The 24,283-nt window shown below is 59.1% G+C and carries 23 protein-coding genes and 1 tRNA gene; 7 read left to right on the forward strand and 17 right to left on the reverse strand.

Features of this window, described 5'->3' with window-relative positions; genetic code table 11:
* Nucleotides 1-55 precede the first annotated feature (55 nt).
* The 5 genes from murI to clpS are packed head-to-tail and all read right to left on the reverse strand — an operon-like array spanning nucleotide 56 to nucleotide 3,262.
* Complete coding sequence (gene murI, locus QP908_RS03355; RefSeq protein ID WP_237801527.1) at nucleotides 56-835, reverse strand: glutamate racemase; 780 nt, start codon at nucleotides 833-835, stop codon at nucleotides 56-58.
* On the reverse strand, nucleotides 835-1,467 hold the full coding sequence (locus QP908_RS03360) for a rhomboid family intramembrane serine protease (RefSeq protein ID WP_284771631.1): 633 nt from the start codon (nucleotides 1,465-1,467) through the stop codon (nucleotides 835-837). Before QP908_RS03360 ends, murI begins: the two co-directional genes overlap by 1 nt.
* Before the next feature lie 13 nt (nucleotides 1,468-1,480).
* Nucleotides 1,481-2,395, reverse strand: a complete 915-nt coding sequence (locus QP908_RS03365; RefSeq protein WP_278723591.1) for a P1 family peptidase — start codon at nucleotides 2,393-2,395, stop codon at nucleotides 1,481-1,483.
* The gene (locus tag QP908_RS03370) at nucleotides 2,395-2,931 is read right to left on the reverse strand and encodes a DUF2017 domain-containing protein (protein WP_005277760.1); all 537 of its coding nucleotides are present in this window, start codon (nucleotides 2,929-2,931) and stop codon (nucleotides 2,395-2,397) included. Before QP908_RS03370 ends, QP908_RS03365 begins: the two co-directional genes overlap by 1 nt.
* Before the next feature lie 4 nt (nucleotides 2,932-2,935).
* Nucleotides 2,936-3,262, reverse strand: a complete 327-nt coding sequence (gene clpS / locus QP908_RS03375) for an ATP-dependent Clp protease adapter ClpS (protein ID WP_239269904.1) — start codon at nucleotides 3,260-3,262, stop codon at nucleotides 2,936-2,938.
* Between the two features lie 117 nt (nucleotides 3,263-3,379).
* Between clpS and QP908_RS03380 the strand changes: the two genes are divergently transcribed.
* Complete coding sequence (locus QP908_RS03380) at nucleotides 3,380-4,708, forward strand: nicotinate phosphoribosyltransferase (RefSeq protein WP_284771632.1); 1,329 nt, start codon at nucleotides 3,380-3,382, stop codon at nucleotides 4,706-4,708.
* Between the two features lie 18 nt (nucleotides 4,709-4,726).
* The gene (locus QP908_RS03385) at nucleotides 4,727-6,691 is read left to right on the forward strand and encodes an ATP-dependent DNA helicase (protein WP_284771633.1); all 1,965 of its coding nucleotides are present in this window, start codon (nucleotides 4,727-4,729) and stop codon (nucleotides 6,689-6,691) included.
* On the opposite strand, the gene QP908_RS03390 is transcribed toward QP908_RS03385, so the two are convergent.
* The 4 genes from QP908_RS03390 to nrdF form a co-directional block, all read right to left on the reverse strand.
* Nucleotides 6,657-7,379 carry a peptidyl-tRNA hydrolase gene (locus QP908_RS03390; RefSeq protein ID WP_284771634.1) on the reverse strand — a complete coding sequence of 241 codons (723 nt, stop codon included), beginning with the start codon at nucleotides 7,377-7,379 and terminating at the stop codon, nucleotides 6,657-6,659. The genes QP908_RS03385 and QP908_RS03390 overlap by 35 nt on opposite strands.
* Entirely contained in the window at nucleotides 7,372-8,478 is a 1,107-nt protein-coding gene (serB, locus tag QP908_RS03395; protein WP_284771635.1) for a phosphoserine phosphatase SerB, read from the reverse strand. The genes QP908_RS03390 and serB overlap by 8 nt, the downstream gene beginning before the upstream one ends.
* Nucleotides 8,479-8,559: 81 nt before the next feature.
* Nucleotides 8,560-10,254 carry an aa3-type cytochrome oxidase subunit I gene (gene ctaD / locus QP908_RS03400; RefSeq protein WP_239269909.1) on the reverse strand — a complete coding sequence of 565 codons (1,695 nt, stop codon included), beginning with the start codon at nucleotides 10,252-10,254 and terminating at the stop codon, nucleotides 8,560-8,562.
* 330 nt (nucleotides 10,255-10,584) lie between these two features.
* Entirely contained in the window at nucleotides 10,585-11,574 is a 990-nt protein-coding gene (gene nrdF, locus QP908_RS03405; RefSeq protein WP_239269910.1) for a class 1b ribonucleoside-diphosphate reductase subunit beta, read from the reverse strand.
* A gap of 130 nt (nucleotides 11,575-11,704) precedes the next feature.
* Between nrdF and QP908_RS03410 the strand changes: the two genes are divergently transcribed.
* On the forward strand, nucleotides 11,705-12,391 hold the full coding sequence (locus tag QP908_RS03410) for a FadR/GntR family transcriptional regulator (RefSeq protein ID WP_239269911.1): 687 nt from the start codon (nucleotides 11,705-11,707) through the stop codon (nucleotides 12,389-12,391).
* Here the strand turns inward: QP908_RS03410 and nrdE are convergent.
* The 5 genes from nrdE to QP908_RS03435 all read right to left on the reverse strand — a co-directional run bounded on the left by nrdE (nucleotide 12,388) and on the right by QP908_RS03435 (nucleotide 17,270).
* On the reverse strand, nucleotides 12,388-14,550 hold the full coding sequence (gene nrdE / locus QP908_RS03415; RefSeq protein WP_239269912.1) for a class 1b ribonucleoside-diphosphate reductase subunit alpha: 2,163 nt from the start codon (nucleotides 14,548-14,550) through the stop codon (nucleotides 12,388-12,390). The genes QP908_RS03410 and nrdE overlap by 4 nt on opposite strands.
* A gap of 54 nt (nucleotides 14,551-14,604) precedes the next feature.
* Nucleotides 14,605-15,036 (reverse strand): class Ib ribonucleoside-diphosphate reductase assembly flavoprotein NrdI, encoded by a 432-nt coding sequence (gene nrdI / locus QP908_RS03420; RefSeq protein ID WP_239269913.1) that lies wholly within the window; start codon nucleotides 15,034-15,036, stop codon nucleotides 14,605-14,607.
* A 24-nt stretch (nucleotides 15,037-15,060) separates the two neighbouring features.
* On the reverse strand, nucleotides 15,061-15,300 hold the full coding sequence (nrdH, locus tag QP908_RS03425) for a glutaredoxin-like protein NrdH (protein ID WP_005284554.1): 240 nt from the start codon (nucleotides 15,298-15,300) through the stop codon (nucleotides 15,061-15,063).
* 370 nt (nucleotides 15,301-15,670) lie between these two features.
* Nucleotides 15,671-15,793 (reverse strand): type B 50S ribosomal protein L36, encoded by a 123-nt coding sequence (gene ykgO, locus QP908_RS03430; RefSeq protein ID WP_003847162.1) that lies wholly within the window; start codon nucleotides 15,791-15,793, stop codon nucleotides 15,671-15,673.
* A gap of 127 nt (nucleotides 15,794-15,920) precedes the next feature.
* A complete protein-coding gene (locus QP908_RS03435) occupies nucleotides 15,921-17,270 on the reverse strand; it encodes a sugar porter family MFS transporter (protein WP_284771636.1) in 1,350 nt (449 codons plus the stop codon).
* A 27-nt stretch (nucleotides 17,271-17,297) separates the two neighbouring features.
* Between QP908_RS03435 and nadE the strand changes: the two genes are divergently transcribed.
* Nucleotides 17,298-18,119 carry an NAD(+) synthase gene (nadE, locus tag QP908_RS03440; RefSeq protein ID WP_284771637.1) on the forward strand — a complete coding sequence of 274 codons (822 nt, stop codon included), beginning with the start codon at nucleotides 17,298-17,300 and terminating at the stop codon, nucleotides 18,117-18,119.
* Here nadE and QP908_RS03445 read toward each other — a convergent pair.
* Nucleotides 18,116-18,853 (reverse strand): fructosamine kinase family protein, encoded by a 738-nt coding sequence (locus tag QP908_RS03445; protein ID WP_284771638.1) that lies wholly within the window; start codon nucleotides 18,851-18,853, stop codon nucleotides 18,116-18,118. The genes nadE and QP908_RS03445 overlap by 4 nt on opposite strands.
* Nucleotides 18,854-19,023: 170 nt before the next feature.
* On the opposite strand from QP908_RS03445, the gene QP908_RS03450 reads away from it, so the two are divergent.
* From QP908_RS03450 to QP908_RS03460, 3 genes are all read left to right on the forward strand, one after another.
* Nucleotides 19,024-19,869, forward strand: a complete 846-nt coding sequence (locus QP908_RS03450) for a GDSL-type esterase/lipase family protein (RefSeq protein ID WP_284771639.1) — start codon at nucleotides 19,024-19,026, stop codon at nucleotides 19,867-19,869.
* A 43-nt stretch (nucleotides 19,870-19,912) separates the two neighbouring features.
* Nucleotides 19,913-20,710 (forward strand): GDSL-type esterase/lipase family protein, encoded by a 798-nt coding sequence (locus tag QP908_RS03455; protein ID WP_284771640.1) that lies wholly within the window; start codon nucleotides 19,913-19,915, stop codon nucleotides 20,708-20,710.
* A 549-nt stretch (nucleotides 20,711-21,259) separates the two neighbouring features.
* The gene (locus QP908_RS03460) at nucleotides 21,260-22,459 is read left to right on the forward strand and encodes an IS30 family transposase (protein ID WP_284771641.1); all 1,200 of its coding nucleotides are present in this window, start codon (nucleotides 21,260-21,262) and stop codon (nucleotides 22,457-22,459) included.
* Nucleotides 22,460-22,495: 36 nt separating this feature from the next.
* Here QP908_RS03460 and QP908_RS03465 read toward each other — a convergent pair whose 3' ends face one another.
* Both QP908_RS03465 and QP908_RS03470 read right to left on the reverse strand, forming a co-directional pair.
* Nucleotides 22,496-23,332, reverse strand: coding sequence for a cutinase family protein (locus QP908_RS03465; protein ID WP_284771642.1), 837 nt, complete (start codon nucleotides 23,330-23,332; stop codon nucleotides 22,496-22,498).
* A 158-nt stretch (nucleotides 23,333-23,490) separates the two neighbouring features.
* Nucleotides 23,491-23,563, reverse strand: a tRNA-Ala gene (locus QP908_RS03470).
* Between the last annotated feature and the right edge of the window lie 720 nt (nucleotides 23,564-24,283).

The raw sequence follows: 24,283 nt of genomic DNA on the forward strand, positions 1-24,283 counted from the left end.
CAATAGTTCCATGAATCCGGACCGAATGCTGGTACCGCGCGCAAAAGGGGGAGGATTAACCGATCTGCGGGCCCAAAAAGCGCGTGGCCAGCTGGGCAAAGACCTCTGGATCGCCGGTGGATTCGAAGGAATGGACCGGCTGGTTGCCCTCGGGGGCGAGCATGTCCGTTTCCGTAAGAAGGCGCATGACGTCCTTCGTGGTCTCCTCTGAGGAGGTCACCAGGGACACGTTTTCGCCCATGGCGAGCTGGATGATGCCGGTAAGCAGCGGGTAGTGCGTGCATCCCAGCACCAAGGTGTCCACGCCCTGGGCCTGCAGGGGCGCAAGGTAGCCCTCGGCAACGCCGAGGATCTGGCGGCCCGCGGTAATCCCGCGCTCGACAAAGGGAACGAAGTCCGGGCAGGCCGCGGCTACCGCCTCAACATTGGGATTAACCGCGAAAAGGTCCTGGTAAGCGCCGGATTTGATGGTACCCTCAGTGCCGATGACACCGATCTTGCCATTGCGCGTGGTGGACATGGCGCGGCGCACGGCCGGGCGGATGACCTCCACGATGGGGATATCGTAGCGCTCGCGGGCATCATGCAGGAAGGCCGCGGTGGCGGTATTGCAGGCGATGACCAGCATCTTGCAGCCGCGTTCCACCAGCTCATCGGCAATATCCTGAGAAAAGGCCCGCACCTGCGAGATGGGCCGCGGCCCGTAGGGGCCGTGGGCGGTATCACCCTTATAGATAACGGATTCTTGCGGCAGCTGCTCCATTACCGCGCGGGCCACGGTCAGCCCGCCAACGCCCGAGTCAAAGATGCCGATGGGAGACGACGCGTTGGGCATTATTTCCTCCCTGCCTTTGCGGGGTTATCGGAAGTGATGAACATGCCGGCCGCTACACCGCCCAGGGCGCCGAAGAGGTGGCCTTGCCAGCTAATGCCCTCGGCGACGGGCAGCACGCCCCAAATCAGCCCGGAATAGGAAAAGCCCAGGATGATGCCCAAAATGATTTGCAGCAGGGAGCGATTGAAGACGCCGCGCACCACGAGGTAGGCCAGCCAGCCATAGACCAGCCCGGACGCGCCGATGTGCGAGGTACCGGCCCCGCCCAAAAGCCACGTGCCAAGGCCCGCCACCACGGTGGTGATCAAGGTGACCTCCCACCACACCCGGCGCCCGGACAAGCCGATGAGGAAGCAGAACAGGGCGCCCGGCAGCGAGTTAGACATCAAGTGCTCCAGGCTGCCGTGCAAGAGCGGCGCCGTGATAATGCCCCACAGGCCGTCTACATCCAGCGGGCGGATGCCGTAATTCGACAGCCCGCCGCCGAAGACGACCACGTTGATGAGGTGGACCGACCACTCCACCGCAAGGAACCCCAGGGCCAAGGATAGGCCGGTGCTGATGCGGCCACGGCCGCGGTTGTTCGTGCTGGTCGGCGCCGGCTGATTACGTGAAGTTCCACCCATAGTCATAATGGGCAATATCTTAGCCGAGCAAGTCGCGATACGCGCGAAGCCCCAGGCCAGGGCGTGCGGCGGTGACCGCGGTGACGATGGCCTCCTCCACCACGTCAGCCGCCGCGGCGCACAGCTGGACCATGTCCACCTCAGCGGGTTCCTGCGCCGTCGACAAGGCGAAAATGGTATCTCCGTCCAGTGGCGAATGCGCGGGGCGAACGGCGCGCGCAATACCGTCGTGGGCCGTCATGGCGAGGCGTTGGGCTTGGGCGGTGGTGACGGGGGCATCGGTAAGCACGGCGCCAATCGTCGTATTCAGCTTCGCCGCCGGGTGCGGCAGTTCGCGGTAGGCGTCCGCGTTGACCGGCGTGCGGCCCGGCGCGCCGTAGAGATGGCCGGAGCGCGGGTCGATGACCTCGCCCACGGGATTGGCCACCATCGCGGCGCTGACCTCGTAGTTTCCCACCTTGCGGGTGGCCAGGCCGAAGCCGCCGCGCAGCTTGCCCGCCGTGGCGCCCACGCCCGCGCCGACCGTGCCGACCGTCTCGTCGTGGCCTGCCATTGCCGCCCGCAGCGCCGCCGCGCCATCCTCCGGTCCCGGGCGAGAGGGGCCCGCCAGCAGATCGAAAATCACCGCCGCCGGCACGATGGGCACGCGTGGTCCGGGCTTGTCCTCGCCAAAGACGGGGAAACCGACCCCGTGGGCTTCCAATTCGCGCATGACGCCGTCCGCGGCGGCCAAGCCGAAGGCGGACCCGCCCGCGAGCACGATGGCGTGGACGCGCTCAACGGTATTGTGCGGCTGCAAGAGATCGGTCTCGCGCGTGCCGGGCCCGCCGCCGCGCACATCCACGCTGGCTAGCGCGCCTTTCGGGCCGCAGTAGAGCACGGTGGCGCCGGTATCCTCGCCGGAAAAATGGCCAATGCTAATGCCGTCAATCATTAATCCATCAACACTTCCAGCAGGGAATCCTGGCAATAGGCCAGCCATTCCACCAAGGTATCGCGGTCCGTCATGAGGTTTTCGTCGGTCGCGTCCCCGGCCGCGACGTATAAGCGCAGGTCATTGAGGCCGGCCACGAAGGCTTGGGCTTCCTGCTCCGAAATGGAGACCTCTACCCCGCCGGTGGGGCCGAGCGCATTGCCGATGACCTGCAGGTTCTGCAGCTTCGCCCGCGCGATGTCGTTTTCGTGCAGCGAGCGCAAAAGCGAGGCATCGCCGTCGTATTCCTCATCGCCGGGCTTTTGGAAATCCGGGAACAGCCGCGCCAGGGAGGGATCCTCGGGGGCCTCGGTGTGGCCGGTGGGCATGTCCAGCATTTCCGCGAGCTCGTCTTTCGGCGCGGATTGGGCGCGGCCGATGATCGCCTCAGAGACGGTGGCGGTGAGGTTGCCAATGACTTCGCGCTCCATGGGCTCGAATACCGCCGTGATTTTGGGCCCGCGCATGAGCGATTTCTTCTTTTTCCACGGTTGCATCTATCTACCCTGCCTGTTGCATTGTCGCCCACAGACCCGCGATCTGGAGCTTTTTAACGTCCGCCTCAACCTTGTCCTTCTCGCCGCTGGACACGGCGGCCTTGCCCTCCGTGTGGACCTGCATCATCAGCTCGTTGGCCCGCTTTTTGTCGTAGCCCAAAACGGTTTGGAATACGTAGGACACGTAGCTCATCAAGTTGACGGGATCGTCCCAGACGATGCACATCCACGGCAGGTTCTCGCTCGCGGCCACATCAACTTCGATTCCTTCATCCAAGTCGGGCGTGGCCATGGGAGAGCTCATACGGACTTCGGGGTTTTGCGGCTTCATGCCTTATAGCCTAATCATTTTTCGCTGGCATTTTGGGCATTGGGTCTCCCCACAGCTCACTAGGGTGGTGGCCCGGGTATGCTGAAAGCTTCTTAACCTGTGAGTAGTATCAGGCTCATGAATGACATAGCACGCCCTATCGATCGCTCCACCGCTTTGCTCACGGATAAATACGAGCTCACCATGCTGCAAGCCGCGCTTCGCGATGGCACCGCCCACCGCAACGTGACCTGCGAGGTCTTTTCCCGCCGCCTGCCCAATGAGCGTCGCTACGGCGTCGTCGCCGGCACCGACCGCGTGCTGCGCGCGGTGGAAGACTTCCGCTTCTCCCCCGAGCAGCTGGAACAGATGGATTTCCTGGATGAAGATACCCGCAAGTACCTGCGCGACTGGCGTTTTTCCGGGCAGATCGACGGCTACCGCGAAGGCGAGCTGTATTTTCCCAACTCTCCTATCTTGACGGTGCGCGGCACCTTTGGCGAGTGCGTGGTGCTCGAAACCATCGTGCTTTCTATCCTCAACGCCGATTCCGCCGTCGCCTCTGCCGCATCCCGCATGGTCACCGCCGCCGATGGCCGCCCCATTCTGGAGATGGGCAGCCGCCGCACCCACGAGTACGCGGCCGTAACCGCCGCCCGCGCCGCCTACCTCGCCGGTTTTACCGCCACCTCCAACCTGGAGGCCGGCTTCCGCTACGGCATCCCGGTATCTGGCACCGCCGCCCACGCCTGGACCTTGGCGCACACGAACCCGGATGGCACGAGCAATGAGGAGGCGGCCTTCCGCGCGCAAATCGATACCTTGGGCATCGATACCACCCTGCTGGTGGATACGTATGACATCACCAAGGGCGTCGAGACCGCCGTCAAGGTCGGTGGTCCGGAGCTTGGCGGGGTGCGCATCGATTCCGGTGACCTGGGTGCGGTGACCCGCCGCGTGCGCAAGCAGCTCGATGAGCTGGGCAATCACAATACCAATATCGTTGTCTCGTCCGATTTGGACGAGTTTGCCATTGCGGGTCTGCGCGGCGATCCCGTCGATGTCTACGGCGTGGGCACCTCCGTGGTCACCGGATCCGGTGCCCCGACCGCGGGCATGGTCTACAAGGTCGTCGAGGTCGACGGGGTCCCGGTGGCCAAGCGCTCGTCGTCCAAGCAATCGGTGGGCGGGGCCAAGCGCGCGCTGCGCACCTACCGGTCTTCCGGCGTCGCGGTAGAAGAGGTCGTGTACCCCTTCGCCGCGCAGGCGCCGGATACGGGCCAGCTCACCACCCGCGAGTTGACCATCCCCTTGATGCGCGATGGGCACATCGTGGAGGATCTGCCCGATTTGGAGGCCTCTCGCACCTACTTGGACGAGGCCCGCAAGACCCTGCCGTGGGAGGGCCTGGCGCTTTCGCGCGATGACGCCGCCGTGCCCACGCGAATGGTGGGCTTTAAGGACTAGGTCGCTAGACTGTGTGGGGTGAGTGACCCTGCAGATGAGCCCCTAAACCACGACACGGAAACGCTGCTAGGCGCGGCGGTGGATGCGCTCGGCGGCTCCCGCCGCGAGGGCCAGGTTCGCATGGCCAACGCGGTATCCAAGGCCTTGGAAACCGAGCGCCACCTCGCCGTCCAGGCGGGCACGGGTACGGGTAAATCCCTGGCCTACCTGGTTCCGGCCATCCGGCATGCGATGAACTCGGGTTCCACCGTCGTCGTCTCCACGGCCACGCTGGCCCTGCAGCGCCAGTTGGTGGAGCGCGACCTCCCGCGGCTGACGGAGGCGCTAGCCGATGTCATGGAGCGCACCCCCACCTTCGCCATCATGAAGGGCCGCAATAATTATGTGTGCCTGAATAAGATCGCGGCCACACCGGATGACCCGGAGGCTCTAATCGATGAGTCCGATATCTCCTACCGCGGCAAGGCCGTGCGCCGCATCCACGACTGGGCGCAGGAGACAGAGACCGGTGACCGGGACGATTTAGAGTTCGGCGTGCCGGATTTGGTGTGGCGGGCGGTATCGGTGACTTCGAATGAGTGCTTGGGGGCTGGGCGCTGCCCGCACGGTGCGGATTGCTTCGCCGAAGAGGCCCGCCGAGCGGCTGCCGATGTCGATATTATCGTCACCAACCACGCCATGCTCGCCATCGACGCCATCTCTGAGGCCAATATCCTGCCCGAACACGATGTGGCGATCATCGATGAGGCCCACGAGCTCGATGGGCGCATTACCTCCGTCTCCACGGCGGAGATTACCTCCCGCGCCATTAAGATGGCGGCGAACCGGGCTAAGTCATTGGGCAATGCCGGTAACCTGGCGGAGTTGGCGGATGAATTCGATGATCTGCTGCGCGTGCAGGAGCCCGGCCGGTGGACGGATTTGGATGAGACGTCCCAGGCGCACTTGCGCGCGCTTGCCGACGAGTTCCTGCGCGTTAAATCCCTCATCTCCCGCGCCCCAGAAGGCGAGGCTAACGATGACCCAGAAAAGAACGCCGAGCGCCAAAACCTAAGCAATCACCTCACGGACCTGGCCGAGGCAATCGGGAGGATCTTGGAGGTCTTCGCCACCGATGACCCTGCCGCGCAGGACGATGTCGTGTGGCTGGAGGGCACCGATACACTCGCCGTCGCGCCGTTGTCTATCGCGCATATGCTGCGCGAGAACCTATTTGGGGAGCAAACGGTCGTACTCACCTCGGCCACGCTGGCCCTAGGCGGGCGATTCGACGCCATGGCAGCACAATGGGGCCTACCGTCCGGCACGTATGACACGCTCGATGCGGGAACGCCCTTTGACCCGGCGAAATCCGGCATCTTATATACCGCCAAACACCTCCCGGCGCCGGGGCGCGACGGCCTGTCCTCCGAAACCCTAGAGGAAATATACGAGCTCATCATGGCCGCCGGCGGGCGCACGCTGGGGCTATTCTCCTCGCGTAGGGCGGCGGAAGAGGCTGCGGAGGCCTTGACGCCGCGGTTGCCGTTTGATTTGTATGTGCAGGGCGAAGACGCCATCGGCACGCTGGTGGACAAGTTCTCCACTAAGGAAAACTCCTGCCTGTTTGGCACCTTAACCCTCTGGCAAGGCGTGGACGTTCCGGGGCCGTCGTGCTCGCTGGTCCTCATTGACCGCATCCCCTTCCCGCGGCCCGATAACCCGCTGCTGCAGGCCAGATCCCAGGCAGCCGACGCCGCCGGCCGCTCCGGGTTTATGGAGGTCTCCGCCAATCACGCGGCCCTCCTCATGGCGCAGGGATCCGGGCGGCTGTTGCGCCACGTAACGGACCGCGGGGTCGTCGCCGTGTTGGATAACCGGCTGGAATACAAGCGCTACGGCGCATTCCTCAAAGCATCCATGCCGCAGTTCTGGCAAACCACGAACCCGGAGACGGTGCGCGGGGCGCTTAAGCGATTGGTCGCCGCAGCGCACACACGGTAGCCGAGTCGGGGGCGATCTCGGTAAACCCGGCATCGATGATGACCACCGCCTCTTCCTGCGCGCAGGCGGTGCCAAATAACTCCGCGTCCACCTCGCGGACGGAAAGCGGGAAACCTTCTGCCGCCCAGGCGGCGGCTTCCTCTTGGCTCATAGCCGCGGCGAGCATCATCGAACCGTGGCCCACTTGAGCGGCGGCCTTGCCCACGGTCATGGCGAGGCTGCGGTCGACGTAGATAATGGGGGCATCGGCAAGCGGAGGCCCTGGCTCGTCCATTGCGAGATCCGTATGACCGATCTGCAGCTTGCTAATCAACGGGTCCACCTCGCCCACTGCCGAGGGCGCAAACGCACGCGCGCGGTCATCAACGGTGACACCAGGCAGTAGCTGCACATCGCGCCACGCCTTATTGCGCGCGCGGCGGGCGATCTTGCGGATGCGGTGGCCGTACCACTGCGCGAGCGCCGCGGCGAAGGCGCCGTCCTCGCCGGCGCGGTCATCTAGGCAGGCGGCCACCACGGCGCGGGCTGCCGCAGTAAGCACCTCGCTGCGCGCTGGAGGATCCTGCTTGGGGAGGTGGAGGGCTATCTGCATCGCTTGCACGGTGGACGGGTCCGCTGGGTCCTCGTGGGAATCGCGGGCCGTGCAGGCGGCGACGAGGCGCTGGTGGGCTATCTCGAACTTAGTCATCGGCAATCCCCAGCATCGGTAGGACGGCGTCGAGGCGGCGCGGGGTGATGCAAGCATCGGCGGTCTCGCGCAACGCTGGCTTCGCGTCAAAGGCAACACCCAACCCGGCAGCGGTGACCATGGCGATGTCATTAGCGCCATCGCCCACCGCGACGGTGGACTCCATGCCGATTCCGGAATCGGCGGCGAATTCGCGCAAGAAATCCTCCTTCGCCTGGCGGTCGACCACCTGCCCAATCACCTTGCCGGTCAACTTCCCATCGCGGATTTCCAAGGTATTAGCCCGCACGTAGTCGAGCTGGAGGTCTGTGGCCAAGCCCTCGAGAACTTGAATAAAGCCACCCGAGACCACGGCGGTGCGGTGGCCCAGACGGTGGAGGGTACCGATCGCTTCCTTAGCGCCAGGTGTCAGCTCGATATCGCGGGCAACCTCATCGATGATGGAGGCATCTAGGCCCTCCAGCACCGCGACGCGCTCGCGTAGGGACTCCTCGAAGTCCAATTCGCCGCGCATGGCGCGCTCGGTCACCGCGGCCACTTCTGCTTCCTTGCCCGCGTGGGCGGCGAGCATCTCGATGACCTCGCCTTCAATCAGCGTCGAATCGCAGTCGAAGCACACCAAGCGCTTGCCGCGATTGCCCAAGCTCTCGAGGGAGATATCGATACCACGTTCAACGGCGACTTGCCGCAGCTCCCGCCGCGCCGCGGCGGCATCTTCGAGTGCCACGGTAAGTTCCACCGCGAAAAGGGAATCCAGCGCTATCCGGCGCATGCGAAACGTCTCCCCTTTCACGGTCTCCTGCACCGCGCTAATGTCCTCGGCGGTAATATCCGCGCCGATGAGCGCGACGGCATAGCTTGGCGCAACGGACACCTCGTGCCCGAAGGGTGTCATGGCCTCGCGCACTCGTTCTTCTAGGCCAGCGTTACCGCACTGCGCGGTGAGGGCGAGGTGGTTGGAGACGGTGGCGAGGTGGACATCGGCAAGCGGGTCAGGAAAATCAGCCAACGCGGTAAGGAAAGCGGCGGCCGCCCCCGGAACATCTGGTCCGAGGCTAGTAATGATCGTGGTATCAGTTTGAATATTCACAACGACCATTATCCCACACACGCCAAAGCCGCCCTCCCTACCTCTGAGAAGCTGGGGAAGGCGGCTGTAGTCAGGAGTTAAAGTGCGGGCTTAGTGCTTGCCTACGTGAGCTTCCTCGCGCATGCGCTCAACCATGTGCGGGTAGTGCAGCTCGAATGCCGGACGCTCGGAGCGGATGCGTGGCAGGGAGACGAAGTTGTGGCTTGGAGGCGGGCAGGAGGTTGCCCACTCCAAGGAGTTGCCGTAGCCCCATGGGTCGTCCACGGTAACGACCTCACCGTAGCGCCAAGACTTGAATACGTTCCAGACCAGCGGGATAACGGAGGCGCCGAGAACGAAGGAGAAGATGGTGGAAATCTGGTTGAAGACCGTGAAGCCATCGGACTCTAGGTAGTCGGCGTAGCGACGTGGCATACCCATGTTGCCGACCCAGTGCTGAATCAGGAAGGTGCCGTGGAAGCCGATGAAGGTCAGCCAGAAGTGAATCTTGCCTAGGCGCTCGTCCAGCATGCGGCCGGTCATCTTCGGGAACCAGAAGTACAGGCCACCGAATGCGGAGAACACAACCGTACCGAACAGGGTGTAGTGGAAGTGCGCAATCAGGAAGTAGGACTCAGCCAAGTGGAAGTCCAGCGCCGGAGAAGCGAGCATAACACCGGTCATACCACCGAAGAGGAAGGTAGCCATGAAGCCCATGACCCAAATCATCGGGGTATCCCAGGTGATGTGGCCCTTCCACATGGTGCCGACCCAGTTGAAGAACTTCACACCGGTAGGCACCGCAATCAGGAACGTCATGAACGAGAAGAACGGCAGCAGGATGGCGCCGGTGACGAACAAGTGGTGTGCCCACACGGCCATGGACAGCGAGCCGATAGCCAGGATGGCGAAGACCAGGCCGATGTAGCCGAAGACCGGCTTGCGGGAGAAGACCGGGACAATCTCGGAGACAACGCCGAAGAACGGCAGCGCGAGGACGTAGACCTCGGGGTGGCCGAAGAACCAGAACAGGTGCTGCCACAGGATGGCACCGCCGTTAGCGGAATCGTAGATGTGGCCGCCCAGCTTGCGGTCATACAGCACGCCCAAGGCGGCTGCGGTCAGCAGCGGGAAGATCATCAGCACGATGGCGGAGGCGGTGAAGACGCCCCAGCAGAAGACCGGCATGCGGAACATAGTCATGCCCGGTGCGCGCAGGGTCAAGATGGTGGTGATCATGTTGATGGCGGAGGCAATGGTACCGACACCGGTAGCGCCCACACCGACGATCCACATATCGGCGCCGATGCCGGGGGTGTGTACGCCATCGGCAAGCGGCATGTACATGGTCCAGCCGAAGTCAGCCGCACCACCAGGGGTGATAAAGCCAAGCAGCATGACGATACCGCCGAGCAGGGTCACCCAGAAACCAAAGGCGTTCAGACGCGGGAAGGCCACGTCCGGCGCGCCAATCTGGAGGGGCAGGATGTAGTTACCAAAGCCCCAGACAACTGGCGTAGCAAACAGCAGCAGCATCACGGTGCCGTGCATGGTGAACAGCTGGTTGAACTGCTCATTGGACAGGAACTGCAGACCCGGGGTGAAAAGCTCCGCACGGATCAGCAATGCCATAAAGCCACCGAGGAAGAAGAAGCTGAAGGCCATGATCAAGTACATGATGCCCAGCTGCTTGTGGTCGGTGGTGGTTAAAAATACCCAAGCCTTTGAACCGGTCTTTTCCCTACCGGTCGGCTCTGGACGTGTGGGAGCGACGTAATCGTCGACCCGTGGCGCCACAGCGGTCATAGAATCCTCCTGAATAACAAAGTGTCAGCGGACCGGGTCCACCTACACCTAGGTTTACTTCGATTATATTAGGACATTTTCCCCTGTTCTTGCCAGCTTCTCTTAAAGGTCTTTCAGCTTGGGGGTATCCCCCCCAATAACCACAACCGTCACATACCCCCAGCACGTGGGGCGGGCATCATTTAAGGTTTACATTCTTTGGGCTAGGTATGGGTGTCGCATGTCACATCGGTTGCGAGATATGCAGGTCAAAAACCGGAAAACGCACCCCCGCTCGTTATCAACCTTTCGGTTGAGTGTGAAGCGAAGGTGCGCGGGGACTAGGAACGGCTAGAAGTCCCAGTCATCATCCGTGGTGTCCTCGGCCTTGCCGATGACATAGGACGAACCCGAGCCGGAGAAGAAGTCGTGATTCTCGTCGGCGTTGGGCGAAAGAGAGGACAGGATAGCCGGCGAGACGCGGGTCTCATCGGCCGGGAAGAGGCCCTCAAAGCCCAGGTTATTCAGGGCCTTGTTGGCGTTATAGCGCAAGAAGCGCTTGACGTCTTCGGTCCAGCCCAGCTCGTCGTAGAGATCCTCGGTGTAGTCGATCTCGTTGTCATAGAGCTCGAAGGCCAGATCGAAGGTATAGTCCTTCAATTCCTCTTGCCGCTTTTCATCCAGCTTCTTGTATTCCTGCTGGAACTTATAGCCAATGTAGTAGCCGTGCACGGCTTCGTCGCGGATGATCAGCCGGATGATATCGGCAGTATTGGTCAGCTTCGCGCGGGAAGAGAAGTACATCGGCAGATAGAAGCCGGAGTAGAACAAGAAGGACTCGAGCAGCGTGGAGGCCACCTTCTTCTTCAACGGGTCATCACCGTTGTAGTAGGCTAGGATGATCTTGGCCTTCTTCTGCAGGTTCTCGTTTTCCTCGGACCAGCGGAAGGCATCATTGATCATCGGGGTGGAAGCCAAGGTCATAAAGATATTGGAATAGGACTTGGCGTGCACCGACTCCATGAAGGCGATATTGGTATATACCGCCTCCTCGTGCAGGGTCTGCGAATCCGGAAGCAAGGAGATCGCACCGACTGTGCCCTGGATGGTATCCAGCAGCGTCAGGCCGGTAAAGACCCGCATGGTGGTTTCTTTTTCTTTTTCCGTCAGCGTCTTCCAGCTGGGGAGATCATTAGAGACTGGGACCTTTTCCGGGAGCCAGAAGTTACCGGTCAACCGCTCCCATACCTCGAGGTCTTTGTCATCGGGGATGGTATTCCAGTTGATAGCTTTTACCGGGCTGTCATGACTAGCAACGTAGTCATCGTATTCGTGCGACACGCGATGTCACTCCAATGCTTCACTGTGTAGAATTTCGAGTCCCAGCATACCCAATGCCGCCCTACCTCATCCCGCCGCACCGCGCCTATAATAAAAGCGCATTACACAGCCAGGAAAGGACGCCCGCGCCATGGCAGAAACCACTCCCCTTTTAGGCCCTGTAGTAGACCAGCTGGGCACGGATATCGTCAGCGGGGACATGGCGGAAGGCACGCGGTTTCGCCTTGGGGACATCGAAAAGCGCTTTGGCATCTCCCGCACCGTGGCGCGCGAGGCCATGCGCACCCTCGAGCACCTAGGGATGGTTTCCTCCGGGCGCCGGGTGGGGCTCAAGGTGCTACCGCGCAGCAGCTGGGCGGTCTATGATCCCGCCGTTATTTCGTGGCGGCTGGGCCACGATAGAACGCGCGCGGAACAGGTCGCGCGCCTCAACGAGCTGCGCCTTGGCATCGAGCCGGTGGCGGCGCAGCTTGCCGCGCGCAATGCTAGCCCGCAGCAGCGCCGCGAATTGCTGCGGCTAGCAGAAAGGCTCAGCGAGCTCGAGACCACCCCTTCCCCACGGGTAGGCGAAGAACTCGAAACCGACCTGCAATTCCATACCCTCATCCTGGAGGCCTCCGGCAACGAGATGATCGCCGCGTTGGCGCCAGCCTTGCTGGCCATCTTGAAGGGTAAGTCCGTCTTTGGTTCCCGCAAGCGGGATCCGATTCGCGGCACGACGCAGCTACATATGGATTTAGCGCGGGAGATCGACGCCGGCGAGGCCGAAGCCGCCGAGCGCACCTCCCGCGCTATCCTGGACCGCGCCCGCACTTAGAGCATGCAGGAAACGCAGCCCTCGATCTCGGTGCCTTCCAGGGCCATCTGGCGCACGCGGATGTAGTACAAGGTCTTAATGCCCTTGCGCCAAGCGTAAATCTGCGCCTTATTCACGTCGCGGGTGGTGGCGGTGTCCTTGAAGAACAGCGTCAGCGATAGCCCCTGGTCCACGTACTTGGTGGCCTCAGCGTAGGTATCAACGATCTTCTCGTAACCAATCTCGTACGAGTCCTTGAAGTACTCCAAGTTGTCGTTATCCATATGCGATGCCGGGTAGTACACGCGGCCAATCTTGCCTTCCTTGCGGATTTCAATCTTGGAGGCAATCGGGTGGATCGACGAGGTGGAATTGTTGATATAGGAAATCGAGCCCGTCGGCGGCACCGCCTGCAGGTTGCGGTTGTAGAGGCCGTGCTTGGCGACGTCCTCCTTCAACTCCGCCCAGTCCTCTGCGGTGGGGGTGTAGATAGAGGAGGCATCGAAAAGAGCCTTGACCTTTTCGGTGCGCGGCTGGAACTCCGCCGGATCATAGGAATCAAAGAACTCGCCGCTGGCGTAATCGGATTCGGGGAACTCGGTGAAGGTCGTGCCGCGCTCGCGGGCGATCTTATTAGAAGCGCGCAGGGCGGCGTACATGATGGCCGCGAAGTAGGCGTTAGTAAAGTCCAAGCCCTCTTCGGAGCCGTACTCGATGTGCTCACGGCCCAAGTAGCCGTGCAGGTTCATCTGGCCCAAGCCGATGGCGTGCGAGTCATCGTTGCCCTTGCGCACGGACGGGACGGAATCGATGGAGGTCTTATCCGCCACCGAGGTTAGACCGCGAATCGCGGTTTCCACCGTTTGGGAGAAGTCCGGCGAATCCATGGTCATGGCGATATTCAGCGAACCCAGGTTGCAAGAAATATCGTTACCCACCTGGTCATAAGAAAGATCCGCATTGAGCTCGGAAGCGGAGTTGACCTGCAAGATCTCCGAGCACAGGTTGGACATGTTGATCCGGGAGGTCTTAACCGGGTTGGCGCGGTTCACCGTATCCTCAAACATCATGTACGGATAGCCGGACTCGAACTGCAGCTCTGCCACGGTTTGAAAGAAGTGGCGCGCGTTGATCTTCTTCTTCCGGATGCGCGGGTCCTCGACCATTTCTTCGTAGTGCTCGGTAATGGAGATATCGCCGAAGGCCTTGCCGTAGACGCGCTCGACGTCGTACGGCGAGAACAGGTACATATCGTCGTTGTTCTTGGCCAGCTCGAAGGTGATATCAGGGATCACCACGCCCAAGGACAGGGTCTTAATGCGAATCTTTTCATCCGCGTTCTCGCGCTTGGTGTCGAGGAAGTTCATGATGTCCGGGTGATGGGCGTTGAGATACACCGCGCCCGCACCCTGGCGTGCACCCAGCTGGTTGGCGTAGGAGAATGCATCCTCCAGCATCTTCATCACCGGAATAACGCCGGAAGACTGGTTCTCGATGTGCTTAATCGGCGCGCCGGATTCGCGGATATTAGACAGCAGCAGGGCCACGCCGCCGCCGCGCTTGGACAGCTGCAGCGCAGAGTTGATGGAGCGGCCGATGGATTCCATGTTGTCTTCGATGCGGAGCAGGAAGCAGGAAACCAATTCGCCGCGCTGCTGCTTGCCGGCGTTCAGGAAGGTCGGCGTAGCCGGCTGGAAGCGGCCGGTCATGATCTCATCGACGAGGCGCTCAGCCAGCTCACCATCGCCATCACCAAGGAAAAGCGCCGTCATGGAGACGCGGTCCTCAAAGCGCTCCAAGTACCGGCGGCCGTCGAATGTCTTCAGCGTATAGCTGGTGTAGTACTTATAGGCGCCAAGGAAGGACTTGAAGCGGAACTTATAAGAGTAGGCGCGCTTGAATAGGGACTTGATGAACTCGAAGTCATAAGCCTCAATGACCGCTGGGTCATAGTACTTATTGCGCACCAGGTAATCGATCTTTTCTTCCAAGTCGTGGAAGTAGACCGTGTTCTGGTTAACGTGCTGCAAGAAGAACTGATTGGCGGCCTCGCGGTCCTTATCAAATTGAATCTTGCCGTCTCCGTCGTAGAGATTCAGCATGGCATTGAGCGCGTGGTAATCCAGCTGCTCTTCCTGCGATACTGGCTCTGCTACGGTCTTTCCCAATTGCGTACTCACAGCTGACGCGGCCTTTCTTAAAATCAGGATTCTATTAAGTGTGTCGCACCGCGGCTAGGCTGCCTCATCCAGTCCCAACTGGGAAGCATTAGCCAGCAGGCCTTCGCGACAAATTTTTATATCTTCATCGTTGCCGAGCAATTCGAAACGATACACATAAGGCACCTTACATTTGGCGCTGATAACGTCACCAGCTTTGCCAAAATCGGCGCCGAAGTTGCTATTTCCGCCGGCGATTACCGCCCTAATAAAACTGCGGTTGTGCTCATTATTTAAGAATCTAATTACCTGCACCGGTACGGGCCGGGAGTTTTGGTGACTTATGGAGGCTCCCCCGCCGTAGGTGGGACACACCAAGACGTAAGGCTCATTGACCACTAGCGGCTCATCAGTGCGGCGCAGGGGGATTCGTGCGCTAGGAAAACCTAGCTTCTGCACGAACCGGTGCGTATTTTCCGTAGTAGAGGAAAAATACACGACCAACATGACGGCACCTCCCTCCTCGGCTGCTTACGCAGAGGCGGCTAGTGCTGCAAGGTTCTTGATGCGGTCAGGGCGGAAGCCGGACCAGTGCTCGCCGTTTGCTTCCACGACGGGTGCCTGGACGTAGCCCAAAGCCATAATGTAGTCACGGGCCTCATCGTCCACGGTGACATCTACCACGTTGTAATCCAGGCCCGCGCGGTCAAGGGCCTTCTTGGTGGCGTTGCACTGAACGCAGGCAGGCTTGGTGTAGACGGTGATAGACATAATAACTCCCTAAAATCCTTTTGCGAGATAGCTTTTGCTCTTAAAAAGCGGAGGTTCTGACCCCTTTTCAGGCCACTTCCTGCACCGCTCTGAGCGACACCAACGACACTATACTTTGGGGGAATTGACCGCAACTGACACAACATATAGTAGTTACATCCATGATATTCCCAGGAGGGCCTGGGGTCAGACCCCACATGTTGACCACCGCGGCACCCAACCGTGAAACTACACGCCTGCCATTCCTGCAGGTTTACCTTCTGTTCACCTAAACATGTGGCAAAGTTCACATTCTGGCGTCGAACCGTAGAAAACGAAAAGTCCGCCCCACTCCGAACACTCGGAGGAGGCGGACTTCCTTAAGTTTCAATTAACCCTGACGAGCCTTGAAACGGGGATCCTTCTTGTTGATCACGAAGACCTTACCGTGGCGGCGAATAACCTGGGCGCCCGGCTTCTTCTTCAGCGACCGAAGGGACTTACGGACCTTCATCGGGCGCTCCTTTCGTTATGCGCAATCTACATGCGGTTGAGTAAATAAAGCACGGACTGGGAATCCCCAGCCATGACACGAGGAATAATTTTACCTCACGCGGCCATTAAGACCAAAACACTAGGGCTTAATGGGGTGCGGATTCCCGTGAGTAACGGGTTTTCATCTCCTCGCCTACCTCATCCAGGCTACGTCCCATAGTCTCTGGCACCAAAATGCGGGTGTAGCCGATGGCTATGAGCCCCAGTACGCCGAAGACGCCAAAGGCCACCGGGCCGGTGAGCCACTCCACCAGCGGCAGGAAGTACTGGGCCACGGCCCAGTTGGTGGCCCACAGCGAGAGCCCGGCGATGCCCATGCCCAAGCCGCGTACCTGCAGGGGCACGAGCTCCGAGATGAGCAACCAGGTCGTCGGCGAGACCGCCGCTTGCTGGAAGGCAATGAACGAGGCCATAAATACCAGCGAGACCATCGCCATCGTGGTGGAATCGGCGGCGTGCGAGTACGCCACGGACAAGATGAATAGCGAAATCACGTTGCCGGTCAGGCCGATGAGCAGCAGGCGCTTGCGGCCGATGCGGTCGACCACCTTGAGGCCCACCCAACAGGCGATAACGGATACCACGCCAATGACAATCGAGGTATAGACCGAGTTGGTGGTAGAAATGCCCACCTGGCTCATCATGGTGGGAGCGAAGTAGACGATGGCATTAACGCCGGTGATCTGCTGGGTCAGGCCCATCAGCATGGCGAGCAATACCGTCACCTGCATCCAGCGATTGGCCTTCAGCGCCTTCCACTCGGAGCCGCTGGAGCGGCGCGCCGTTTCCTGGGAGGTAAGCTCTCCCAGATCCATCCCGGCGCGGCCTGCGACCTCACGGGCCCGAGCCATTTTGTCGTGCGTGGCGAGCCAAACTGGGGTCTCTGGCAAGAAGAGCATGCCCACGGCGAGGGCCGCACCCGGTACGGCCGCAAGCCCCAGCATCCATTCCCAGCTTTCCGTGGGCGCGAGGGCCGAGTTCACCAGGTAGGCCAAGAGCTGGCCCACCACGATCAACAGGGTATTCAGGGAAACCATGCGCCCGCGGATCTTGGCCGGCACCATCTCCGAGATATACATGGGCGAAACAATGGATACCGCACCGACGGCAAAGCCCAAGAAGGTACGGGCTGTGGCCAGCATGGTCACCGACCCCGCCAGCGCGCACCAGATAGAGCCCAAAACAAAGATGATGCCGCCGGCGATCAGCGTAAAGCGGCGGCCAAACCGGTCTGCGATGCGGCCTGCGGTCAAAGCACCTACTGCGGCACCTACCAGCAGCATGGAGGTCACCCACCCCTCTTGGTGGGCGGTCATATTAAATTCCGGGGTGATATACAGCAAGGCACCGGACATCACGCCGGTGTCATAACCAAATAATAAACCGCCAAGGGCGGCAATCGCTGCAACTACCTTGACATAACTTTCTTTATTCACAGCACGCAATTGTGTCAGGAGACTACGATGAACGTCATGTCACCCGATGCCGAAAACTTGCAACAATCCATCATAAAACAGCTGGATGTACGCCCCTTTATCGATCCAGAAGAGGAAATTGCCCGCCGCGTAGATTTCCTCGTGGAATACTTGGAAACGACCCATGCCAAAGGCTACGTGCTGGGCATTTCCGGCGGCCAGGATTCCACCCTGGCGGGAAAGCTCACCCAGCTGGCAGTAGAGCGGGTAGAAGGCGCCGAATTTTGGGCCGTGCGCCTGCCCCACGGCACGCAGGCGGATGAGGACGATGCCCAGATCGCCCTCGATTTCATCCGCCCCGATCACCGGCTCACCGTTGATATTCAACCGGCCACCGCGGCGCTGAGCCACGAGGTCGCCCGTGCGGTGAACCAGGATTCCTTGAACGATTTCAATCGCGGCAATGCCAAGGCGCGCCTGCGCATGACCGCGCAATATGCCATCGCCGGTGAGGTGGGCGCGCTGGTTGTGGGCACGGATCACGCAGCGGAAAACGTCACCGCGTTCTACACCAAGTGGGGCGATGGCGCGGCGGATCTACTCCCTTTGGCCGGGCTAAATAAGCGCCAAGGCGCGGCATTACTCAAACACCTAGGCGCGCCAGAGTCCACCTGGTCCAAGGTCCCTACCGCGGATTTGGAAGACGATAAGCCGCAGCTTCCCGATGAAGAGGCGCTCGGCGTCACCTACGCCCACATCGATGACTACTTAGAAGGCAAGGCGGTTCCCGATGCCGCCCGCGAGCGCATCGAGACCTTATGGCACCAGGGCAGCCACAAGCGCCAGATGCCGCAGGGTCCAACCAACTAAGCTAGCGCCTCAAGCGTGGCGAGCGCCGCGCGCTCCAGCGGCCGGTTATACGCCGCGCCATGGGTCAGCGCGTGCACAGCTAGTGGGTGCAGTTGATGCATGGGAATCCAGGTTTCAATATCTTTCGGCGCCCCATAGCCGCGGAAGATTTCCTCTATATAGGGCGCGCCGAATAGCGCCAACATGCCCAAGTCCGTATGCGGATGTCCGCCGTGAGCGGCGGGGTCGATCATGACGCCACCCTGGGCATCGAAAAGCAGGTTGCCCGCCCACAAGTCACCGTGGATGCGCGCAGGGGCCACATCCCAGCTGCGGGCGGCAATCGCATCGCAAGCCCGCTTCACCAAGTCCCTTTGCGCGGTACTGATTCCGGCCAGCTCCGCAAAGGGCAGCACGCGCTGCTGGGCATAGAATTCACCCCAGTTATCGGTGGGCGTGCACTCCTGTTCAATGGTGCCGATGAAGTTTCTTCCTTCCCACCCCTCCGGCGCGCTGCCAAAAGCCGGTGCCCCAGCACGGTGCACGCGCGCGAGCTCCGCACCAAATTTTCGCGCGGCCTCTGCAGTGGGCGCTACCTCGTTGATGCGTTCTGTAACGATTTCCTTATCGTCGGCGCTAATTACTGTGGCTACCGCATCAGTGGCTTCACCCAACCACCGGAGGCCGGCAGCCTCAGCACCAGCTTGGTCTTTATCGCGTACTTGCTTAGCAAAGGTCTGCATATTGACCAGCATAACTACTTCGGTAGCACACCAGGTTGGGCCGGAAAACTTAGAATTACATGCCTCGCACTTTAATTGACAAAGTTTTTCAGTTAGTTAATTGGCCCACTGCGAATTAAGATGCTGTACATAAATAATTTACCCAATGGTAAATTTTCTCTCCCGAATTGAAAAGGATAATCATGGTCGGAACTAACGGCATTAAGAAAAAGATCGCCGGCGGCCTCCTCGCGCTTGGCGCCGCCTTGACGATGGCCCAGTCTGCCAACGCAGCAGAGCCCCACGGAAAGGAAATGGTCACTTTCGGCGACTCTTTTTCCGCTAACGGCGGCGCCCCTGGGGACCGCGCAGCAGTCAGCCCCTTCTCTATCCCTGGTATTCCAGTACACACGTGTGGCAATGACACCCACAACTGGCCACACCAAACCGCCCGGAATCTCGGCCACAGCCTTGCGGACTACACATGCAACGGAACCAGTTATTGGGTAGCTGCCCACGTCGAACACGCGATCCGTTCCGGAAATATCGGCCCCGATACAAAAGAAGTCGCCTTCATGTATGGCGGCTTGCAGCCTGGGACCTATATCGATGCACTGGCTAACGCCGCCGCCCCAAATATCCCTAAGGGCTCAACCTACCGCGGATTACTGACCGCACAATTCGATAAAATTCGGTCCGTCGCCCCGAATGCCCGCATCACGATGGTCAACTACATCCCGATGACGGTTAATGACACCCTCTGTGTGGTCAATGACGGCCGGATGCAGCTGCCACTGTCCATCCCTGGTGCTACTGGCGCCGAAGAAGAGTTCAACCGCGAAATCGGCCGTGCTGCAGACTCCCTTGGCGTGAACTTCATTGATCTACACAACCAAGCAAAAACGCACGATCCTTGCCAGCCGGATACCAACCACCGGTGGGCTGTCATTGCTAAGACCCCCACGGCTCCTTCCGTGATGCCTATGCACCCAACTGATGTAGGACACACAGGAATGGCAGGTATTATTACGAATGGTCTAAGGAACTAGGCCCTATCCTCCCCTATTCCCGGAAAATAAACACGGAGTAAAAGTGAAGCGTATTAATAAACTCGCCGCAGCCGCTACTTTCATCACAGCGCTTGTGGGCACGAGTACCGTTGCCACAGCTGCAGTCCCAGGAAACACTGTTCTCGTTGGTGACAGTATTGTAGCCAACCCAACCTTCACCGACCATGCACTAAACAAGGCACATAAGAAGGCCAATACCGGAGTAGGTTGCGTTACCGATAACGCGATTGCCACTGAGATGAGCAATGTTTCCGGTGCGCACATTGACCAGTACCAATGCGCAGGTGCCTCTTTAGCCACTGGCGGTATTCACGTCGATAACTCTCTCCGAAAGGCAGCAGAAGACGGCAACCTCAACCACGAGACCAAAAATGTCGTCATCGTTGCCGGCGCAAATGACACTTACCCCTACAAATCGGATATCGAGGCTTCCGACCGTGCGATTCGCGGTGGTCTCCGCAGTGCACTCGATATAGCCCACCAACATGCGCCAAATGCCAAGGTGACTGTCGTAGGTTACCCGCGCATTACCCGGGACAACACCACTTGCCTGACCTCTTCGATCATTCCCCTGCCTATCGCAGCCGTCTCTGATACAGAGCAGCGCCTGCAAAACACCCTGCGCGAAGTGTCCGAGCAAAACGGCGCAACATTCTTAGATGCACAGCCCATATCTGAAGGACATGACATGTGCTCCCCAGACCGCTGGTGGGTTAACCTCGTTGACCCAGTACCACCAGCTCCCGGCAACCTACCACTGCACCTTAATGCCCACGGCACCGCAGCTTATGGCCAGTTCATCGGCCACGCTCTGCAGTAAGTAGGAAGAAAATATCCCGCATAGTTTTGAACTATGCGGGATATTTTTATGAGTTTTTCTGGCTTGAGTTCAGAGGGTCGTTGCAACACTTTCCCTTAGGAGGGTGTTGTTGTGTCTGGAGTTGTTGGCCCGTTTCATTCGTTGTCTGAGTCGGATCGTCGTGGCTTGGTGTCCATGGTTGGCAGTGGGCGTAGCGTTCGCTCGGCTGCTGGTGAGCTTGACTGTCATTACGCGCATGCTTTGAATTTTTGCCATGCTCATGGATTGCCAGTCATACATAAAGCCAAACGAGTTGATCGCCGCGGTAGCCAGGCTTTACAGCTTGTAGAACTAGTTAAAGGCGGACTTTCGGTACACCAAGCCGCCAAAACGTGTGGGATGCATCCCACCGCTGCGTATGCCGTTGCTACAGAAGCCGGGTGCCATATCCGGCTAACGAGGTATGCCCGGAAAGTCCGCCAAACACAGTTAAGGGTGGAATACTTACGCCTTCGGTTGGCGAGCTTGCCTGTTGGTGATGCTGGGGCTGGGGTAGGAATTGATCGTCGATTGTCTTTAGACTTCGAAAAAGGACTCATCAAATCCGGAGGGCCACGTAAAGAGTTCATACCTGTCGGTGAGGATGCGACCACGTATAAAAGACTCATGAAAGCGCTGCGCCAACGCCATGACGTCATCGAATCTGGACGGCTTTGTGCCCCTGCCTTGCCTGGCGGTGTGGATCCGTATAAACGTATCAGTGATCGCTATATTTGCTTTGAAGAACGCGTTATTATCGCCGACCTTCTTCGTGAGCATGTGCCGCTGCGGGAAATCGGGCGCCGTTTAGGGCGAAGTGCCTCGTCAATTCAGCGTGAAGTACGCAGAAACCACAGCGCTGAAGGCCCGTATCGTGCAGAAACCGCCCAGCTAAAGGCTTGTGCGCGTAGGTTGCGGCCGAAAATACCGAAACTGCTGGCCAACAAAAGGTTATGGGACTATGTATGCGCACAATTGCGGGCACAATGGTCACCGGAGGAGATTTCCAATCGCCTGCCCATCGACTACCCCACTGATAAGGACATGCGCATTAGTCACGAAACGATTTATGACGCCTTTTATCTACAGTCCAAAGGAAGACTCAAAGACCTTGGCCTGGACTTGCCTACCGGCAGAAAGAAACGCAAGAAACGCCAAACACGCACCACCACACCGGCCCAGCAACGCTTCGTTGACGACATGATCCTCATCGACGACCGGCCAGAAGAAGTTACTGAACGTCTTTTGCCAGGCCACTGGGAAGGCGACCTCATCCTTGGTAAAAATAACCAATCAGCGGTGATCACGTTAGTAGAACGCGTCAGCCGATTTGTTGTCCTTGGCCACCTGGCAGGCAGGCACACCAGCAAAGAAGTATTCACAGCCCTGCACAAGGCTGTTGCTGGGATCGATAAAGCTATCTGGTCATCAATTACCTGGGACCAAGGAAGTGAAATGGCTGGCCATAAAGCCTTTACCATGGCCACTGACATTCCCATCTACTTCTGCCATCCAGGATCACCGTGGGAGAGAGGCAGCAACGAAAACACCAACGGCAGGCTCAGGAGAAACCTTCCCAAAAACAGCGACCTGTCCATCTACAGCGCCGAGGACCTAGAGATGATCGCCAACATTCACAACCACAAACCACGCAAAGCACTCAACTGGCGCACCCCAGCCGAAGTAATGACCAACGCCCTGACACAAACCGGTAGTATCACACCAAAGTAACCATCATCGTTGCAACCACCCCTAGAATCCAAGTGGTTAGTGGTTATTGATCCAATCGATGCCTGCCTGAAATTCAGCACCACCGTACTGCAGGTGCGCAAGTTGTCCGTGCAACAGGTTTACATTATCCATTGGGCCATGCTGCGCAGCCTCACCTACGATCTGCTGCAGAGGAAGCTTGCCGTGTACCGCGTCCACTTCCATGGACGGGGATACCAATCCCAGATATTCCTGTGGGTAGTTACAAATAATATCCTGCGGGTTGCAAACCTCAAGCACGTCAGCCCCCAGTTCGCCGTATCCACCGTCTAGGTGGCCTAGCGCGCCGGTCGCATTGGACATGTCATCGTGATACTGCGCAGCACCATTACCGCCTTGATACGGGTTGGCATAGAGGGCTGCAGATGCAAACCTATCTTTATCAAGTGGTCCGCGCCCGTGCGCTGCATCGTTGATGATGCGTGCGGAAATATCTGCCCCCTCGGAGTAACCGACCAAGGAAATCTTACTATTCGGGCAATCATTCTGGATTTGCTGGATCTTAGCTGCCGTGCGGTTATATCCTTCGTTAGAAGAGTCAGAATATTTCGACACAGCAAATGGGAAGGCCTGGTAGCCCACAAAGGTGGCGTTCGTATCCGGCTGGAGTCCGAGCTTTACGCCCATCTGTCCGGTAATCAGACCGTGCGGAACATCCGAAGGTGCTGACGGAATAGTATTCGCTCCGCCAGGAACAAAAACGACCTGCTGATTAGCACACGTCGGAGCAGACATTGGGTTCCCAGGAATCGCCGCAGTGGCGGCGGGAGCAGAAAGTGCAAGTGCGGCTGCAGAGATTGCGCCAGCAGCCGCAGCTTTCACAGTAAGATTCATATAATTTCCCCTTTTCAAAAGGTTCCGGCGGTTTGCACGGGTTACATTACATGAGTCTTAGTTAACAGGCGACACCCCAACGCACTGTAACCAGACACATTTTCATATGAAAAATCCCGAGACACCGTTCTTACACGATGCCTCGGGACACTATATTGTGGAGCTAACGGGATTCGAACCCGTGACCCCCACACTGCCAGTGTGGTGCGCTACCAGCTGCGCCATAGCCCCTCACTCAGGGAACTCTACCCCGAAAGCTGCTCCGGACCAAATCTTGGTTAAGTAGCAGGACAGGATGGCAAAAATTCTCCAAGATTTGGTCCGCGTCCCGTCCTGCTACCTACCCCGTACCACATTCTCCTTTTGACTGGGCGCTTTAGGTTCAAAGATAGCGCAATTTATCCCCGGTCAATGGCTCGCCAGCTGAGATATTTGGGTCTGCATGAAGCCGAACTATCCATACGGCGCACAACTCAATTGAGCCTAAATTCTCAGCCACAAATTCCATCAACGCAGCGAAATTACTCTCGCACACAGCGCTTACGTCACACTGAAGCCAATCTAAGCAATCCGGCGACGATACAGAAATGAACATCTTTCTTCGTACCAGCGCACCCAAGCTATAACCTGGCTGTTTACAAAACTTAATGTGACTGCCAAAGAAGTCAACTGCACCAAATGGCAGTATTGCAATTTTGAGGTCGGTCTTCGAAATTCGACTAGGAGACTCAATTGATTAAACATCTAGACCATTGACATCACCCGTCCTTATGAATAGGGTTTTGAATGTCTTTGAGTTCAACTCTGAAAGGAGACGTCATCTATACACGTCGAGCAATTGTCACAGCCGTAGTCGCAGGCTTACTCTGCGCCGGTCCTGCAAACGCAGAAATCGGTCGCTGCGTACAGCATGGCCCGTTCCCCTCTGCCGGAAAGTGTTTGCAGGCCAAG

It is taken from the genome of Corynebacterium sp. MSK204 (assembly GCF_030229885.1).
In the GTDB taxonomy this organism is placed as follows: domain Bacteria; phylum Actinomycetota; class Actinomycetes; order Mycobacteriales; family Mycobacteriaceae; genus Corynebacterium.